The sequence below is a fragment of the Dyadobacter jejuensis genome (genome assembly GCF_003149085.1).
GTDB lineage: Bacteria > Bacteroidota > Bacteroidia > Cytophagales > Spirosomataceae > Dyadobacter > Dyadobacter jejuensis.
The window spans coordinates 60,372-76,312 of the sequence record NZ_QGDT01000006.1; the positions used below are offsets into that span (position 1 = coordinate 60,372).

Below are 15,941 nucleotides of genomic sequence, written 5' to 3' on the forward strand. Positions count from 1 at the left end.
AACCAGTATTCAGAGGACAGGAAATGCTCTAACCTAGCTAAAAACCGTTGATAAAAGTCTTCGAGTATCATGGTGTGAAAGGAGGAATTATTACTACGCTTATTTTATAAAACTGGAAACACTAGCCCCTGTCCATTCGAAAATCAATCCCGGCATCAAGCCCAATAGCATGGCCAATATGGCCAGAGGAATGAGCAGAAGGTATTCGCGTTTTGTCAAGTCTGCAAAGGGTGTCTCCGCCGATTTGTAATAAAACTCTCCAAAGAACATGCGCTGATAGGTCCACAGGAAATAGGCGGCGGCTAGCACGATCCCCAAGGTAGACAAGGCAGGAATCCATACCGGCATGGCGTCGGCCTGAAAGGCCCCCATCAGCGTAAACAACTCCCCTACAAACCCAGAGAACCCAGGCAGACCCAAAGAAGCGAAATAGGCGATGCCGGTCAAAATGGTAAACTGAGGCATGACCCGTATAAGTCCCCTGTAATGTTCTATCTGACGGTCATGTGTGCGATCGTAAAGCACCCCTGTTAGCAAGAAAAGCATGGACGACAACACGCCATGACTCACCATCTGGTATATGGCGCCATTGAGACCTTCGGCCGTAAAAGCGGCAATACCCAATAAAACGAACCCCATATGGGAGACCGACGAATAAGCGATCATTTTCTTGAGGTCTTTCTGCCCTAAAGCGTTGAAACCGCCATAAACGATCGATATTAACGCCAATATCCCCAACGGAACCATGCTGTACTCGGCCTCATAAGGGAAAAACCCATCGACAATCCTGATAAACCCATAGCCTCCGATTTTCAATAGGATACCCGCCAAAACGACAGAGATAGGTGTCGGTGCCTCCACGTGGGCGTCGGGAAGCCAGGTATGGAAGGGCACTACGGGAAGCTTGACCCCAAAACCGATAAATATCAGCCAAAACGCTAGCATACGAACCGGCATATTCCATATATATAAGCCAGAGTCAATATTCAGGATAGACCCCGGAATGTAGTTGGCCAGATTGGCCAGGTATTCGAAGCGGAAGGTATGGACGAGCTGGGCTGGCGACAGGCTACCGTTGGCCAGGTATTGCTGTATAAGGGCCATAGCTTCCGTCGGACCCGCCTGTGGCGGCAATTGCAGCCCCACATACCGGGCGGTTTCCAGGGGATCTATTACCGATAGGTACAGGCCGATCATGACGATAAGAATCAGCAAGGAACCAAAAAACGTATAAATAAAAAACTTGAGTGCCGCATACTCCCTGCGAGGACCTCCCCAGAGGCCTATCAAAAAGTACATGGGCAATAACATAAACTCAAAGAACAAGTAGAACAAAAAGAAGTCTTGAGCCATAAAACACCCCAAAATACTGGCCGAGAGCACCAAGTATAGCGCAAAATAAGCCCTCGCCTTATCTTTGATATTCCAGGAGCTCACCACCCCTGCCAGCAACACCAGAACCCCCAAGAGTACTAAAGGCAAACTGATCCCGTCCACGGCCAAGGCATAATCGATAGACACCACCCCCAGCGACCCCAGGGGCAGGGTTATCCAGTCGACGGTTTCTACAAACTGCAAGCCGGCAAAGCTGGTATCGAACTGCATAGTCAAGGGAATTAACAACAGCAAATCCAGCAATAGGACGGCCAACGCAATGCTTCGGAAAAACTTTTGATCGCCCTGTGGCCAAAAAGTGATACCCAAAGCTCCCAGCAAAGGGATGACGATCAGCAAGGTAAGTATATGAGCAAGCATCTATATTTGATTCAATGATTTATAACACTAAAAAGAGCCAGAGCAACAGCAATACCATGCCCGTAGCAGTCACCAAAAAGTAGGACTGGATTTTGCCATTCTGCAAACTCCGAACTCCATTACCCAGCTGGCGAAGCCCCCCAGCTAGCATATGCACCAGCCCGTCGACGATAAGCCGGTCCCACCATGCGATGAGATGAGCCCCTACCACGGTGGCCTTGGACAATAGGTTGACTAACCCATCGATGATGCGCCTTTCGCAAGCAGCAGCCATTATAAAAACGGTCTCAAAAGGTTTGATAAAATAGGCTGTTTCCGAATAGTCCCTAAGCCAAGAGGGCCACTGAAGCCCCTTGTCGTCCTTGTGACGAAGGCCAAAAGGATTGGTTTTGACCGTTTGCAGATAGCCCATCAACAGGGCCAGGGCACTCACCGAACTGGCCACCCAGGGCACCCACGCCAGGTGGACACTATCGGTTAGTCCCAGGTATTTTAAAAACCAGCCGTGTCCCGCATCGAATGGGTGGAGTGAAAACCACCAAAAGAAAGACAGTACCGTCAAGAGTACCATCGGGAGCCACATGGCCATGGACGACTCATGAGGATGTGCCGAGGCCTCATACCTAGGCTTCCCAAAGAATACCAGCCATACCTGACGGAACATATAAAAGGCGGTGAGTCCCGCTGCCATCAGGATCAATACCGGAAATAGGATACCGATTTGCCCCAAATTAGAGGCATTTAAAAACCCCTCCGTAATAATGGCGTCTTTGGACAGGAAGCCCGAGAAAAATGGCAAACCAGCCAATGAAGCGGCACATAGCGTATAACAAATAAAAGTAATGGGAAGCTTTCGTCGAAGCCCCCCCATATTGCGCATATCCTGCGGGTCGAAGGGGGCGTCGGCATGCATGGCGTGAATCACCGACCCAGCCGACAAAAACAACCCCGCTTTAAAGAAGGCATGGGTCACCAAATGAAAAATGGCCATCTGCCAGCTTCCTAACCCCACAGCGGCCACCATCAGCCCCAGCTGCGACATGGTGGAGAAGGCCAACACCCTTTTGATATCCCAAGCAAACATAGCCTGAACGGCTCCTATCACCATGGTAATGCTACCAATAATGACAATAAAAAGCTGCGCATCGGGAGTGAGCAGGAAGACGATGCGGGCCAACAGGAAAATCCCCGCTGCCACCATCGTAGCCGCATGTATCAACGCCGAAACGGGTGTAGGCCCCTCCATGGCGTCGGGCAGCCAGCCCGAAAGCGGGAACTGTGCCGACTTACCCATACAGCCTCCAAAGAGGCAAATGCCTATCACCGTCATCATAGCCGGAGGAATGGTGGCTACCGAATAGGTTAAGGAATCTAAGTCGGTAGATCCAGTATAGTAAATCAACAACAAAATACCCGTCAGAAAGGCTGCATCCCCGATACGGTTCAGCACGAAGGCCTTCTGAGCAGCCCATACTGGCTTCGGTTTTTGATACCAAAAACCGATGAGCAAATAGGACGACAGCCCTACCAACTCCCAAAAAATATACATCAACAACAGATTCCCGGACAGGACTATCCCGAGCATCGAGAAGAGAAAGAGTTGAATAAAAGCGAAATAACGGTGTAAATGAGGGTCCTGCTTTAAATAAGACGTAGAATACACTTGTACCAGCAAAGCCACAAAATGAACGACCACCAGCATCAGATAGCCTAAGGAGTCGAATCGAAGGGTTAAGGCTATAACCCGATCGCCGATTCGCAGCCAAGGGTAGTCCAATACCTGAACCACCTCAGGACTAGGCTGTAACAGGAGCAGGAGCAAACCTACTAGGGTTATGGAAGCACCTACCCAGCCAGCCACCGCATTGAAACGCCTACCAGACAACCACAGCAAAAGGAATGCTGCAAAAGGAAATATCAGTAAAGAATAGACAGGTAACAAACCGGAGGTCTCAGGCATAAAAGGTAATAAATCGATTCATTCGGCAAATATCTCGAATAAAAGCCCGAATTCAAACAACCTTAAAGCTCTTTCTCGATATCCACAGGCCCATCGCCTCCTTCCAATACCGCCAAGACGCCTTTTATATCGTAAGTAGCACGATTATAGGAATTGCTCAACACCACAATCACCGACTTGGACTGTGGGCTTACCCATAGTATGGTGTTGTAGCCCTTCCACCATCCGCCATGATAAATATAAAGCGGGGTGCGATCGGGGTTGGTATGCATTCGGAACCCATAGCCATAATTACGTATCCCACGTTTCTCGAAACTACGTGGCGTAAAAGCTTCGTTCCTCAGGCTATCCGACAAGATCAACCCCTTGGACAACCCGTTGTAAAATTTGTATATATCACCTGTAGTCGAGTAAAGACCTTTGTCGCCCACCACACCATCGTAATAGTCCTTGGCGATGCGCCGTCCATATTGATGGCCTACCGTCCGATTGGCCATGGCAGCCGCCGTAGTATCCGTCACCAAAAAGGTTTGATCCATACCCAGGGGACTAAAAATAGACTCTTGTAGGTACTGCCCAAAAGTCTGGCCGGTAACTTTTTCAATAATAGCCGCCAACACACAATAATTGGTATTGCAATACACGAAGGAGCGATCGGGAAGGTTATAACGCTGAGGGGTAGGCTTCACCGTGGCGTACCAGTGCATGATATCCTGATTGCTGGGATAGCCCTGCCCATGGCGCACGCTGTCGGGAAAAGAATAGATATAATTGGGAAGGCCACTCCGGTGGCTCAACAAAAGGTCAATTTTAACCCCTGGATAGGGGAAGTCTGGAAAGAAACGTTGAACGGAATCACTGAGACTTACCCGCCCCTCTTGTACCAATTTTAACATGGCTACGGCGGTAATGGGTTTGGACAAGGAAGCCAGCTGGAAACGCGAGTCTTTATTTAAGGAATCTTTGTCCTTCAGATGCCCATAGCCAAACGATTGGCTGTAGAGCAGGGTATCATTTTGTACTACCAAAACATTTCCATTAAACCCACCACGGCGCTTACGCTGGAAAATCGCTTCTATTTCGGAGATCTTTCGGGCCATTTCGGGGTTCGTAGCCAGGACAGGCTTAGGATCCAGGGTTCGTTCCTCTGCTTTGCTATAGACAGTCTCCCTATCCGCTGCCCCTACTTCCTTCCAGGTCAATCCCCAAGAAGTTACCAATATCACACTCAAGGCGGCCAAGCCCCACCACACCTTCGGCTGCACGTTTCTCATCATAGTTTATACTATGGCCATTTTCAGTTTTTCAATACTCAAATCTAACGATATCCGATCGAAACTACCTATCCTTACCCTTTTGCCTGTACAGAATATATGGTATCTCTAATAATATCTTCTTATTATCACAGAACGACGCTTGTTTCGATGTGGTATGTCCTAATTATTAAATAAAAATGGCTTCCATCTTAGTAAAGCGGAAGCCATTTTCGTCGAAATCAAAAAATATTAAAATTCAGCGCTTTTGGGGAAACGAGGGAAGGGGATCACATCCCGGATATTGCCCATTCCTGTTACAAACAGTACGAGACGCTCGAAACCTAACCCAAAACCGGAGTGAGGAGCGGTTCCAAATTGGCGCGTTTCTAGGTACCACCATACATTCTGTGGGTCAATCCCTATTTCTTTTACCCGCTCCAGCAACTTGTCGTAGTTCTCCTCCCGTTGGCTACCACCGATAATCTCCCCGATTCCCGGAAACAATACATCCATGGCCCGTACGGTTTTTCCATCCTCGTCGAGCTTCATATAGAAAGACTTGATCTCCCGGGGATAATTGGTCAATATCACCGGTTTTTTAAAGTGCTTCTCTACCAAATACCGCTCATGCTCACTGGAAAGGTCTATCCCCCAACCCACAGGATACTGGAATTTCTTTTCTTTATGAGGCTTAGAATTTAATAGAATATCGATGGCCTCGGTATAAGTCAATCGTTCGAAAGGATTGTCGACCACGAAGCTCAGCTTCTCTAACAATGGCAGCGAACGATCTTTTTGAGGCTTAGATTTCTCCTCTTCTTCCAGGCGCTTCTGCAAGAACGCCAAATCGTCCTTACAATGCTCCATGGCATACCCGATAACGGTTTTAACGAAGTCTTCGGCCAAATCCATATTATCTTTAAGCTCGAAGAAGGCCATTTCGGGCTCTATCATCCAGAACTCCGCTAGGTGCCGGGTCGTATTGGAGTTTTCGGCCCTAAAGGTAGGTCCAAAGGTATATATCTTAGAAAGGGCCATGGCTCCTAGCTCTCCTTCCAGCTGTCCCGAAACGGTAAGATTGGCTTCTCTGCCGAAGAAATCCTCCTTATAATCGATGGCTCCTTGCTCGTCTCTCGGCGGCTTGTCCAGGTCCAAGGTCGTCACTTGGAACATTTCTCCGGCGCCTTCGGCATCGGAAGCCGTAATAATAGGGGTATGCAGGTAGAAGAAGCCCTTGTCGTTAAAATATTGATGCACGGCAAAAGCCAACGCATGACGCACCCTCAGTACCGCCCCAAAGGTGTTGGTACGGGGGCGAAGATGGGCTATCTCCCTTAAGAACTCTAAGGAATGTTTTTTGGGCTGCAAGGGATATTTCTCTGGATCGGCCGTTCCATAGACCTCCAATTCGGTAATTTTCACTTCTACCGACTGCCCCGCTCCCAGGGAAGCAACCAAGCTACCCTCAATACGCAGGCAAGCCCCCGTTGTAACCTGTTGAATTATTGTTTCGGCAAACTGGCCGGGCTCAGCCACCGCCTGAATATTATGAATGGTAGACCCGTCATTTAATGCAATAAAAATGGCATTCTTGCTTTCACGTTTCGTTCTCACCCAACCTTTGAGTGTCACGGCCTGGCCTTCAGGTGCCTTTTGTAATAGTTCTTTAATTTGCAACGGTCCCATTCTTTTTCAGTTTTTGGTCATAACTTAAGTTATTCCACCAGCAATTCGCTAAGATTGTACAACATAAATTTCGCCGCAAAACTACAAAATACCCCTCGAAAACCTATTTCCTTTCCCGCCTGTTTTTTGTATAGCGCGCCAATCCATTGCGCAAAAGCCTCAATTAACATACATTTGTCTGCCATTATTAACCCATATTTCGATTTGAATAGCCGTCTAGCCCTATATCTTTCTGTCGTATTCCACCCCTTGCTGATCACCACCTATGTATTCGGAATACTCTTCTACCAGTCACCCGACCTGGTAGGAGTCAGTGCCCTCGAACCAGCTACGCTAGGAAGCATCCTGCTGCTGCTATTTATGAATACATTCGTGGCCCCCTCCATTATCGTGTTTTATATGCATCGGTTCGGGCTGATAAGCTCCTTACATATCGACCACCTTCCCGAACGGCGGTGGCCCTACCTATCCACCATCCTGATCTATGCGGCGACGACCTTCTTTTTTGGCTGGTACCTGCAGCCTATCGCCAACCTGGCCCCTCAGATAGGCTTGCTGCTCGGCAGTGTTACCCTCTCGCTGATGGTGGTAGCCGTCGTTAGCCTCAACTGGAAAATCAGCGCCCACGCCACCGGAATGGGCGGTGCTGTGGGAATTTTGGGCTCACTATTCCTACGCTTCCAGGACCAAGCCCTACTCCCCTATTTGTTGGTCACCATTATCCTAGCAGGCGCCTTGGTAAGTGCCCGACTTAAACTCAACGCCCATACCCCTCCACAAACCCTCGCCGGCTTCGCTACCGGATTACTGATTGCCATGGTGACGATCTACGAATTTTTCTAATTCCACCCCCTAAACGCTAGGGGAATACCTATACATTGGCTAACTTAGGAGACAGTGGATCCACCCTAAGTTTGAAGGCTTATGTTTCAATATCTTAAATTCCAAAACCATGGAGGCATCGTAAGGATTAGCCTCAACCGCCCAGAAGTATTCCACGCCCTTAACAAAGTGCTTATCGCGGAGATCACCCAAGCCATTGGCCTGGCCCAGGCCGACGAGCAGGTAAGGGTGGTGTTGCTTACCGCTGAAGGCGATACTGCTTTTTGCTCTGGCGCCGACCTGAAAGACGCTTTTCTGAGTAAGCTCAATGTCGACCATACCCTTCGGGACTATTATAACCCCATGATTATGGCGATACGCAATATCCCCAAGCCGGTAGTATGCCGACTCAATGGCCTGGCAGTAGGTGCCGGAGCCTCTCTAGCCCTCAGCTGCGACCTGGTAATAGCCAGCGAACAAGCCTACCTCTCTCAGATGTTCGTCCAAATAGGCCTTATGCCCGACGCGGGCGCTAGCTTCATCCTTCCCCGCCTAGTAGGAGCCGCAAGGGCATTTGAGCTGGCCAGCACGGGCCGCAAAGTGCCCGCCTCCGAAGCCCAGCAAATGGGGATGATTGCCCAGTGTGTTTCCGCCGAGCTACTCGACAGCACCGTAGAAAGACAGCTGCAATATTACCTCCACGCCCCCACCCAAGCCATAGGAGCCATGAAGCTGGTAATGAACCAGTCCTTGAGCAGCGATCTACCACAAATGCTCGACCTGGAACGACACTATCAACAAAAATTGAGCGAAACTGCCGATTTCAAAGAAGGCCTCAACTCTTTTTTACAAAAGAAAAAGCCTGACTATCAGGGCAAATAAAAAATTCTTTATATTTTTTCGATATTTTTAAGACCCAACTATTGGATCATTAAAACACATACTCTATCTTTGCAGTCCAATTCAGGAACGGTTTCGTAGCTCAATTGGATAGAGCACCTGACTACGGATCAGGAGGTTTGGGGTTCGAATCCCTACGAGACCACAAAAGGACTTAGATTCATTTCTAAGTCCTTTTTTTATGATTTTCAATAGAGCACCTGACCACGGATCAGGAGATTTGGGCCGGGGACGCGTGCGGCTTCGAATCCCTACGAGACCACAAAAATCAACGCCTTACAGAAATGTGAGGCGTTTTTTTATGGTTTATAAATATGTCATATCTACGGGTTTTACGTCGGTTTTCTTTTTGTCTTGAACCTATGCCGCCGACAGCCGACAGCCCAAGGCCCAAGGCCAACAACCATCCTTGCAGGGTTTAGGTCGGTAGTCAAATAGAATCAAGTCCAATTTGGTCTGTTCCATGGTTAAAGACTGTGCTCCGTCTTGAACTGATGCCGCCGACAGCCGATCGCCGACGGCCAAAAGCCCAAGGCCGACAACCATCGTTGCAGGATTTAGGTCGGTAGTCAAATAGAATCAAGTCCAATTTGGTCTGTTCCAGGTTTAAAAACTGTGCTCCGTCTTGAACTGATGCCGCCGACGGCCGAATGCCGACAGCCCAAGGCCGACAGTTCGACTGCTCTGCAGTCGGAGATTCATCGGTTTTTTTGTTCTGCTACACACGTTAGATGCCGATGGAATCTTTTCGGGATTTACGTCGGTTTTCAAATCGAATCAAGTCGATTATTGACTGTTCCATGGTTAAAGACTGTATTGTCTCTTGAACTTATGCCGCCGACGGCCGACAGCCCAAGGCCCAAGGCCGACAACCATCCTTGCAGGATCTAGGTCGGTAGTCAAATAGAATCAAGTCCAATTTTGTCTGTTCCATGGTTAAAGACTGTGCTCCGTCTTGAACTGATGCCGCCGAAAGCCGACGGCCGACAGCCGAATGCCGACAGCCCAAGGCCGACAGTTCGACTGCTCTGCAGTCGGAGATTCATCGGTTTTTTTGTTCTGCTACAAACGTTAGATGCCGATGGCATCTTTTCGGGATTTACGTCGGTTTTTAAATTGAATCAAGTCGATTATTGACTGTTCCATGGTTAAAGACTGTGCTCCGTGTAGAACTGATGCCGCCGAAAGCCCATGGCCGATCGCCGACAACCATCCTTGCAGGGTTTAGGTCGGTAGTCAAATCGAATCAAGTCCAATCTTGTCTGTTCCATTTTTTAAAGACTGTGCTCCGTGTAGAACTGATGCCGCCGACAGCCGATCGCCGACGGCCGAAAGCCCAAGGCCGACAACCATCCTTGCAGGATCTAGGTCGGTAGTCAAATAGAATCAAGTCCAATTTTGTCTGTTCCATGGTTAAAGACTGTGCTCCGTCTTGAACTGATGCCGCCGAAAGCCGACGGCCGACAGCCGAATGCCGACAGCCCAAGGCCGACAGTTCGACTGCTCTGCAGTCGGAGATTCATCGGTTTTTTTGTTCTGCTACAAACGTTAGATGCCGATGGCATCTTTTCGGGATTTACGTCGGTTTTTAAATTGAATCAAGTCGATTATTGACTGTTCCATGGTTAAAGACTGTGCTCCGTGTAGAACTGATGCCGCCGAAAGCCCATGGCCGATCGCCGACAACCATCCTTGCAGGATTTAGGTCGGTAGTCAAATCGAATCAAGTCCAATTTTGTCTGTTCCATTTTTTAAAGACTGTGCTCCGTCTTGAACTGATGCCGCCGAATGCCGACGGCCGACAGCCGAATGCCGACAGCCCAAGGCCGACAGTTCGACTGCTCTACAGTCGGAGATTCATCGGTTTTTTTATTCTGCTACAAACGTAAGATCCGATGGCATCTTTTCGGGATTTACGTCAGTTTTTAAATTGAATCAAGTCGATTATTGACTGTTTCATGGTTAAAGACTGTGCTCCGTGTAGAACTGATGCCGCCGAAAGCCCATGGCCGATCGCCGACAACCATCCTTGCAGGATTTAGGTCGGTAGTCAAATCGAATCAAGTCCAATTTTGTCTGTTCCATTTTTTAAAGACTGTGCTCCGTCTTGAACTGATGCCGCCGAATGCCGACGGCCGATCGCCGACAAGCCGCCCTATAAGTAGATTAATGCCTATAGAATGCCTTTGGGGCCTAAGGGAGTAAATATCATTGTCTAATAAAGGTTGTTCGGAAGCAGCCACTAATAATGAACAAGTCAAAATCATTTCATAAAAAGCGCAAAACAGCGGATACGCTATCGGCGTCTATTGAGATAATGGCTTGAGCGAGAATAAGTTTATCAACTATCAGTCGACTTAGAGCATGGACGGACTCGCATGGAAAACCTTGAACAAAAATTAATACCTATTCTTAAACCCAGTAAAACAGTAAGAAAAATCATGAAACGACTATTCCTATTCCTTATTTTTAGTATTAGCTTTTTAAACCGAATACGGGCTCAAACCGATGATTTTCAATGGAAACAGGTAGCCCCCGGCGTATGGAAAGCCGTAGTGGGAGCACCAGAAACGATATCACCACTAGGAGTGGCGGGAATAAAACCCATGACGGAGGCTCTTGGCAAGCTTGGTTCCCCTGCCTTTCCCAGTCTGTTAAAAGAAAGCAAAAATGGACTCACCGACGGGAAAGTTTACCTGCGCTTTCCTTTGGAGCGTCATGAACAACTTTTTGGCCTGGGGCTGAATTTTAAATCTGTGCAGCAAAGAGGAACGATCAAAACCCTCCAGGTCGATCATTACGCTGGAAAAGATAATGGTAGAACGCATGCGCCCGTTCCGTTTTACGTTTCGGATAAGGGTTACGGAGTGCTTATCAATTCGGCCCGTTACATCAAGATATATGCTGGTACTACCGTGAGAAAGGACAGCAAAAACCCTCCGCCAGAAATGGATCGGAACAGTCAGCGCAACTGGAATCCCAATCCTTACTCCGATGCCGTCGAAGTTCTTATTCCCGCACCTGGCACGGAAATCTATGTGTTTGCCGGGAAAACAGCCATGGAGGTAGTTCAGCGCTATAATCTGTATTGCGGAGGCGGCACGCTCCCTCCTAAGTGGGGACTAGGATTTACGTATCGAACGCCGACTTTGTTTTCAGACCAACAGATCATCAGAGAAGTGGCGGAGTTCGAAAAGAAAGGTTACCCCCTGAGTTTTGTAGGCCTGGAACCAGGCTGGCAATCCCATTCTTATCCCAATAGTTTTGTATGGGACCCCACTCGATTTCCGAATCCCAAGCAATTTCTTGACAATTTATTAACCAAAAATATCCGAGTCAACCTGTGGATCAACCCTTACGTTTCATCTCGTTCGCCTATTTTTAAAAGTATCCAGCCTTACACCGCTTCTCACACGGTCTGGGTGGGGGAAGTGCCTGACTTTAATACGAAGCCCGCCAGGGATCTATTTAAAGGTCTGTTTACCGAACAGCATATCAACAAGGGTGTATCGGGCTATAAAGTAGATGAAACCGATGGATATGACCAGTGGCTGTGGCCCGACGTGGCACAATTCCCATCAGGCTTTAGCGCAGAGCAGGTCCGACAAACCTACGGGTTGCAGTTCCAAAAAATATCCTCAGACTGGTTTCGTGAAAAAAATACGAGAACTTACGGCTTGGTAAGGGCCTCCAATGCCGGTGCGTCAGCACTTCCGTATGTACTCTATAACGACTACTATAATCACAAGGACTTTATAACTGCGCTATGTAACAGTAGCTTTATTGGCGTGCTATGGACCCCAGAGGCTCGTTCATCAAAGACCTCCGAAGAGTGGCTTCGACGGTTTCAATCGGTTTGCTTTTCGCCAATGGCCATGCTGAACGCTTGGGCAGACGGAACAAAGCCATGGACATTCCCTGAGGTGGCCGACCAGGTAAAAGAAGTGATGCAGCTCCGGATGCAGTTGCTTCCTTACTTATACACGACCTTCGCACAATACCATTACGAGGGCAAGCCTCCAGTGCGCGCCATGAATCTAATCGATGGATTTACTTTCGAAGTAAAAACAAATGGAGCCGTGCTGAGCTCTACCGACAATCCATATGCACAGGCTACCCGTAGCGACATCAAGGATCAATATATGTTCGGCGATTATTTACTCGTTGCCCCCTTCTTTGCTGGGGAAACCAGCAGAAAAGTAGTGCTACCCCAAGGCAAATGGTATGATTTCTACACGGGAAAAATAGCAGGGGAAGGTGAAACGATTGTCGTATCACAGCCAGAGCCTGGTAGAATTCCTCTTTTTGTAAAAGACGGAGGCATTATCCCTATGATCCCACCGATGTTGCACGCTCCTTTAAAAGATCAAGTGCTCCCATTGACAGTTCGACACTACGGTTCTATAGCAAACAGCTGGGACTTGTACGATGATGACGGTGAAACCTTCGACTTCGAAGGAGGTGCGCATAGCTGGACAAAACTTGCAGTAAACAAGAAAGCCGACGGAAGCCTCGAGGGAACCGTAAAAGCTTCGCCTGGCAACCTGTTTCACTATCATGCGGTCAACTGGGAATATATGACGCCCAGGCCCTAATTTTCAGGGCCATAACCGGTGATCTTTACCTCATTGCCCCTAAAATGGCCCCGGTCGGTGTCTTGACCCGACCGGGGTTTACGAGAGCCCATGGATACGAATCTTCAATACCCCTTAATACTTGCTTGGGTGGATACAGAAAAACAGTAAGATTGTAGGTCCACTGGAGTCTACGCTCCAAAACTATTTATAGAGGGGTCAGTATGGACCAGAAAACTCTTTGTCATTGCTATCATCTTATTCTGCTTTTTTATACTATAAAATTTATAGTTGCAAAACTAAGTATAGCCTATTACTTTTGCTATAACGGTCAAAAAGGATCGTTTAAAAGATATGAAAACAACAGAAGTGAAAATGCTCAATTTTAGAGGTAATGAATATCCGTGTTGTGCAAGTTTAACAATGGGGATTATTGGTGGAAAATGGAAAACAGTGATCCTTTTTCATTTGATAAACGAAAAACTAAGGTATAATGAATTGAGAAAATCAATGCCTACGGTTACCGAAAGAACCTTGAGCCTACAGCTAAAAGCTTTAGAAGAAGATGGTCTGATCAAAAGAAAAGTTTTTGCTTCAAAACCTCCTTTGAAAGTCGAGTATTGTTTAACTGATTTCGGAAAAACATTAATTCCACTAATCCAATCTATTGCCAATTGGGGTGATTCTGTGGCTGAAAAATATTCAATGGAAAATTCGGTTTGACCAAATTCACTGGCATGGTCCCTCCGAAATAACCAGGAATTACTACAATCACGCCTATTTTGTATATACATTGTTAGTGGTAGTTTTTCTTTTCGGCAATTTCATTTTTAATTCTTTGTCTAATGTCAATTTTTGCACCTGTGAATACAAATATTCCTGTCCCAAATTCTCTTGAATATTTGTTTGTAATAGAGCCTACAATTAATGAAGTTTCAAAAAATGGCGATGTTTCGTGTAATTCTACATTTACTTCTTCGGCTTCTTTAACTCTAATTAAGTTTTCATATTTTTTAGTTAAATCAAACCACTCTATGTAGTCAGCATTGAATGAAACTGCTCGTAATTTTTGGCTTGAATAAAAATTTATAGCTCCTGCTTGTCCATAGTTGTCGCACAGAATTAAAGTCCTTTCTTTATTTGGTAATTTTGAGTAAATACTATCAACTTTTACGGTCAACTCTTTCCACCCCAACATATCAGCAAAGTCTTGTGGTAGTTCGTGGTCTTTACCGTCTTCCCAACGAAGCATACCCAATTTTTTATAATTTTCTGAATGCTGAATTATGTATTCAGGGCTTTTATTGGGGAATCCAACATTAAAAATTGGAATAAATAAAATTAACGGAACTGCAATCGCAACTATTTGTAAATATTTTTTCCAACCATCTATTAAAATATCTGCAAGATAAACAGAACCAAAAGCAATATAAATCGGGTAGATACCAATGGCATAATAATCTTTTGCCTTAAAGTAAATAAAGGCTGTTAAAGTAAATATGATAGAGAAAAAGAAAAGTTTATACTTACTGAAAGGCTTATAGAATAGCAAAGCATAAAACGAGGAAAAGAGTACTAATAATGAACCAAAGAAAAAGAGTAATTGATTCTTCAAAAAGTCTAATCTATTCACATTCACTAATTGAGTTTCTGCCAATTGTTTTAAGTGGAGAAAGACTGGAAAATTGTTATTGTATTGCCATACAAGATTAGGTAAAATTAGAACCAACCCTAATAAAATGGCAAAATACAAAGTAGGTCTTAAAAATATTTTTCTATGTTCTGTAAGCAATAAAGATGGCAAAAGTCCAATTAAGAGAAAAACTATATTGTATTTATTTAGAAAGCCAATTGCAAATACTGTCGCTCCTATATAAAGCCATTTTGAATCATCCGTTTTGATATATTTTAGTAGAATAAAGTATAAAACTGTCCAACTTAAGACATCAAAGGAATTGGGTTGATACAATGTATTTAGTCGCAATAGTGCGGAAAATAAAACACAAGTTGCACCTAAAATTAATGCAAAAAGGTTTCCTCCTAATTCTTCTATTGCTTTCCAAACCACAAAGATTGTCAAAGCTCCATACAGGGCAGGGAAGAATTTAACCCAAAAAATTGAATTGCCCAATACTTGAACAATGTATGATGTCCAAGAGGTAAAAGGTGGAACTGAAAGATAACCCCAAGCCAAATGATTTGCTTGGTCAAGATGCAAATACTCGTCTCGTTGCAAGTCATACTCACTACTTAATAGTAAAAATTGCAGCAAGAATTTAAGGCCAATAAAACCTATTAAAATTGTCGTTTTTATTGTCATTGAGACGTGTTAATTAAAACTACCGCCAACACCGTTATTCACGAAACCATTTGCGTCTATTTCGAATTAGTCAGTAGGATTCTTTACAATAATATCGAAATTTTCAAAAATACCAAGCGGGCTTTGGGGCTATTCATCCAGGTAAGCAGCCGTATTTACATCGTCCGCCCAAAGCCAGGATTCCTCACCGACCCGAATTAACCAAGAGACCCCGAATCAATACCACCAAAAAACAATGACCCCCTTTCAAGGTTTTAACTCGCTCGGCCTATCTATAAAATGTCATCCAGCGGGAAGATCCTCGGGAAGCCCTCGGGAAGCCCTGCAGTTTTTTTACCGAATCCAGCCCAAAGGATCAAGTAAGTTGGCCTTGTCGCATAGTGATGTTTTAAGCGGCAAGGTAATTTCTTGATCTTTTAAAGTGGCACAAAACGAACCGTAATATCCAAACAGCCCAAAATGCGACCATGATCTATTCCTTGTGCGCTACCTGCAAAAAACACAAGCTGAATCCAAACGACTGGCTACTGGACCTGCTACGCAAACTCAACGATATCAATTACGATGGTAAGTTCTCCGACCTGCTTCCGCATAGGTGAAAAACATCCTAAATCCTGTTAATTATATGGCATAAGGGGGGGGCGACTGATTATGTAATTTCAACCACT

The 15,941-nt window shown here is 46.0% G+C and carries 11 protein-coding genes and 1 tRNA gene; 6 read left to right on the top strand and 6 right to left on the bottom strand.

All coding sequences use genetic code 11. From position 1 onward, the window contains the following. Positions 1-99 precede the first annotated feature (99 nt). From CLV98_RS12860 to asnS, 4 genes are all read right to left on the bottom strand, one after another. Positions 100-1,755, bottom strand: a complete 1,656-nt coding sequence (locus CLV98_RS12860; RefSeq protein ID WP_109674746.1) for a complex I subunit 4 family protein — start codon at positions 1,753-1,755, stop codon at positions 100-102. 19 nt (positions 1,756-1,774) lie between these two features. Continuing rightward, positions 1,775-3,715, bottom strand: coding sequence for an NADH-quinone oxidoreductase subunit L (nuoL, locus tag CLV98_RS12865; protein WP_109674747.1), 1,941 nt, complete (start codon positions 3,713-3,715; stop codon positions 1,775-1,777). A 62-nt stretch (positions 3,716-3,777) separates the two neighbouring features. After that, entirely contained in the window at positions 3,778-4,992 is a 1,215-nt protein-coding gene (locus tag CLV98_RS12870) for a serine hydrolase domain-containing protein (protein ID WP_109674748.1), read from the bottom strand. A gap of 228 nt (positions 4,993-5,220) precedes the next feature. Further along, positions 5,221-6,657 carry an asparagine--tRNA ligase gene (gene asnS, locus CLV98_RS12875; RefSeq protein ID WP_109674749.1) on the bottom strand — a complete coding sequence of 479 codons (1,437 nt, stop codon included), beginning with the start codon at positions 6,655-6,657 and terminating at the stop codon, positions 5,221-5,223. 204 nt (positions 6,658-6,861) lie between these two features. Here asnS and CLV98_RS12880 point away from each other — a divergent pair, with 204 nt between their 5' ends. The 3 genes from CLV98_RS12880 (at position 6,862) to CLV98_RS12890 (ending at position 8,524) form a co-directional block, all read left to right on the top strand. Beyond that, positions 6,862-7,500, top strand: coding sequence for a hypothetical protein (locus tag CLV98_RS12880; protein ID WP_109674928.1), 639 nt, complete (start codon positions 6,862-6,864; stop codon positions 7,498-7,500). An 81-nt stretch (positions 7,501-7,581) separates the two neighbouring features. Beyond that, positions 7,582-8,361: an enoyl-CoA hydratase/isomerase family protein gene (locus CLV98_RS12885; protein ID WP_109674750.1), complete on the top strand. Its 780-nt coding sequence runs from the start codon at positions 7,582-7,584 to the stop codon at positions 8,359-8,361. Between the two features lie 89 nt (positions 8,362-8,450). Then, a tRNA-Arg gene (locus CLV98_RS12890) sits at positions 8,451-8,524 on the top strand. Positions 8,525-8,739: 215 nt separating this feature from the next. Here CLV98_RS12890 and CLV98_RS12895 read toward each other — a convergent pair. Continuing rightward, a complete protein-coding gene (locus CLV98_RS12895) occupies positions 8,740-8,952 on the bottom strand; it encodes a hypothetical protein (RefSeq protein WP_146202276.1) in 213 nt (70 codons plus the stop codon). Positions 8,953-10,820: 1,868 nt separating this feature from the next. Here CLV98_RS12895 and CLV98_RS12900 point away from each other — a divergent pair. Together CLV98_RS12900 and CLV98_RS12905 are read left to right on the top strand one after the other, a co-directional pair. Further along, a complete protein-coding gene (locus CLV98_RS12900; RefSeq protein WP_109674752.1) occupies positions 10,821-12,974 on the top strand; it encodes a glycoside hydrolase family 31 protein in 2,154 nt (717 codons plus the stop codon). A gap of 333 nt (positions 12,975-13,307) precedes the next feature. Further along, on the top strand, positions 13,308-13,676 hold the full coding sequence (locus tag CLV98_RS12905) for a winged helix-turn-helix transcriptional regulator (protein WP_229203357.1): 369 nt from the start codon (positions 13,308-13,310) through the stop codon (positions 13,674-13,676). A 73-nt stretch (positions 13,677-13,749) separates the two neighbouring features. On the opposite strand, the gene CLV98_RS12910 is transcribed toward CLV98_RS12905, so the two are convergent. Next, positions 13,750-15,273 carry a glycosyltransferase family 39 protein gene (locus tag CLV98_RS12910; RefSeq protein ID WP_109674753.1) on the bottom strand — a complete coding sequence of 508 codons (1,524 nt, stop codon included), beginning with the start codon at positions 15,271-15,273 and terminating at the stop codon, positions 13,750-13,752. Between the two features lie 467 nt (positions 15,274-15,740). On the opposite strand from CLV98_RS12910, the gene CLV98_RS12920 reads away from it, so the two are divergent. Further along, positions 15,741-15,872: a transposase domain-containing protein gene (locus tag CLV98_RS12920; protein WP_109674755.1), complete on the top strand. Its 132-nt coding sequence runs from the start codon at positions 15,741-15,743 to the stop codon at positions 15,870-15,872. Positions 15,873-15,941 lie beyond the last annotated feature (69 nt).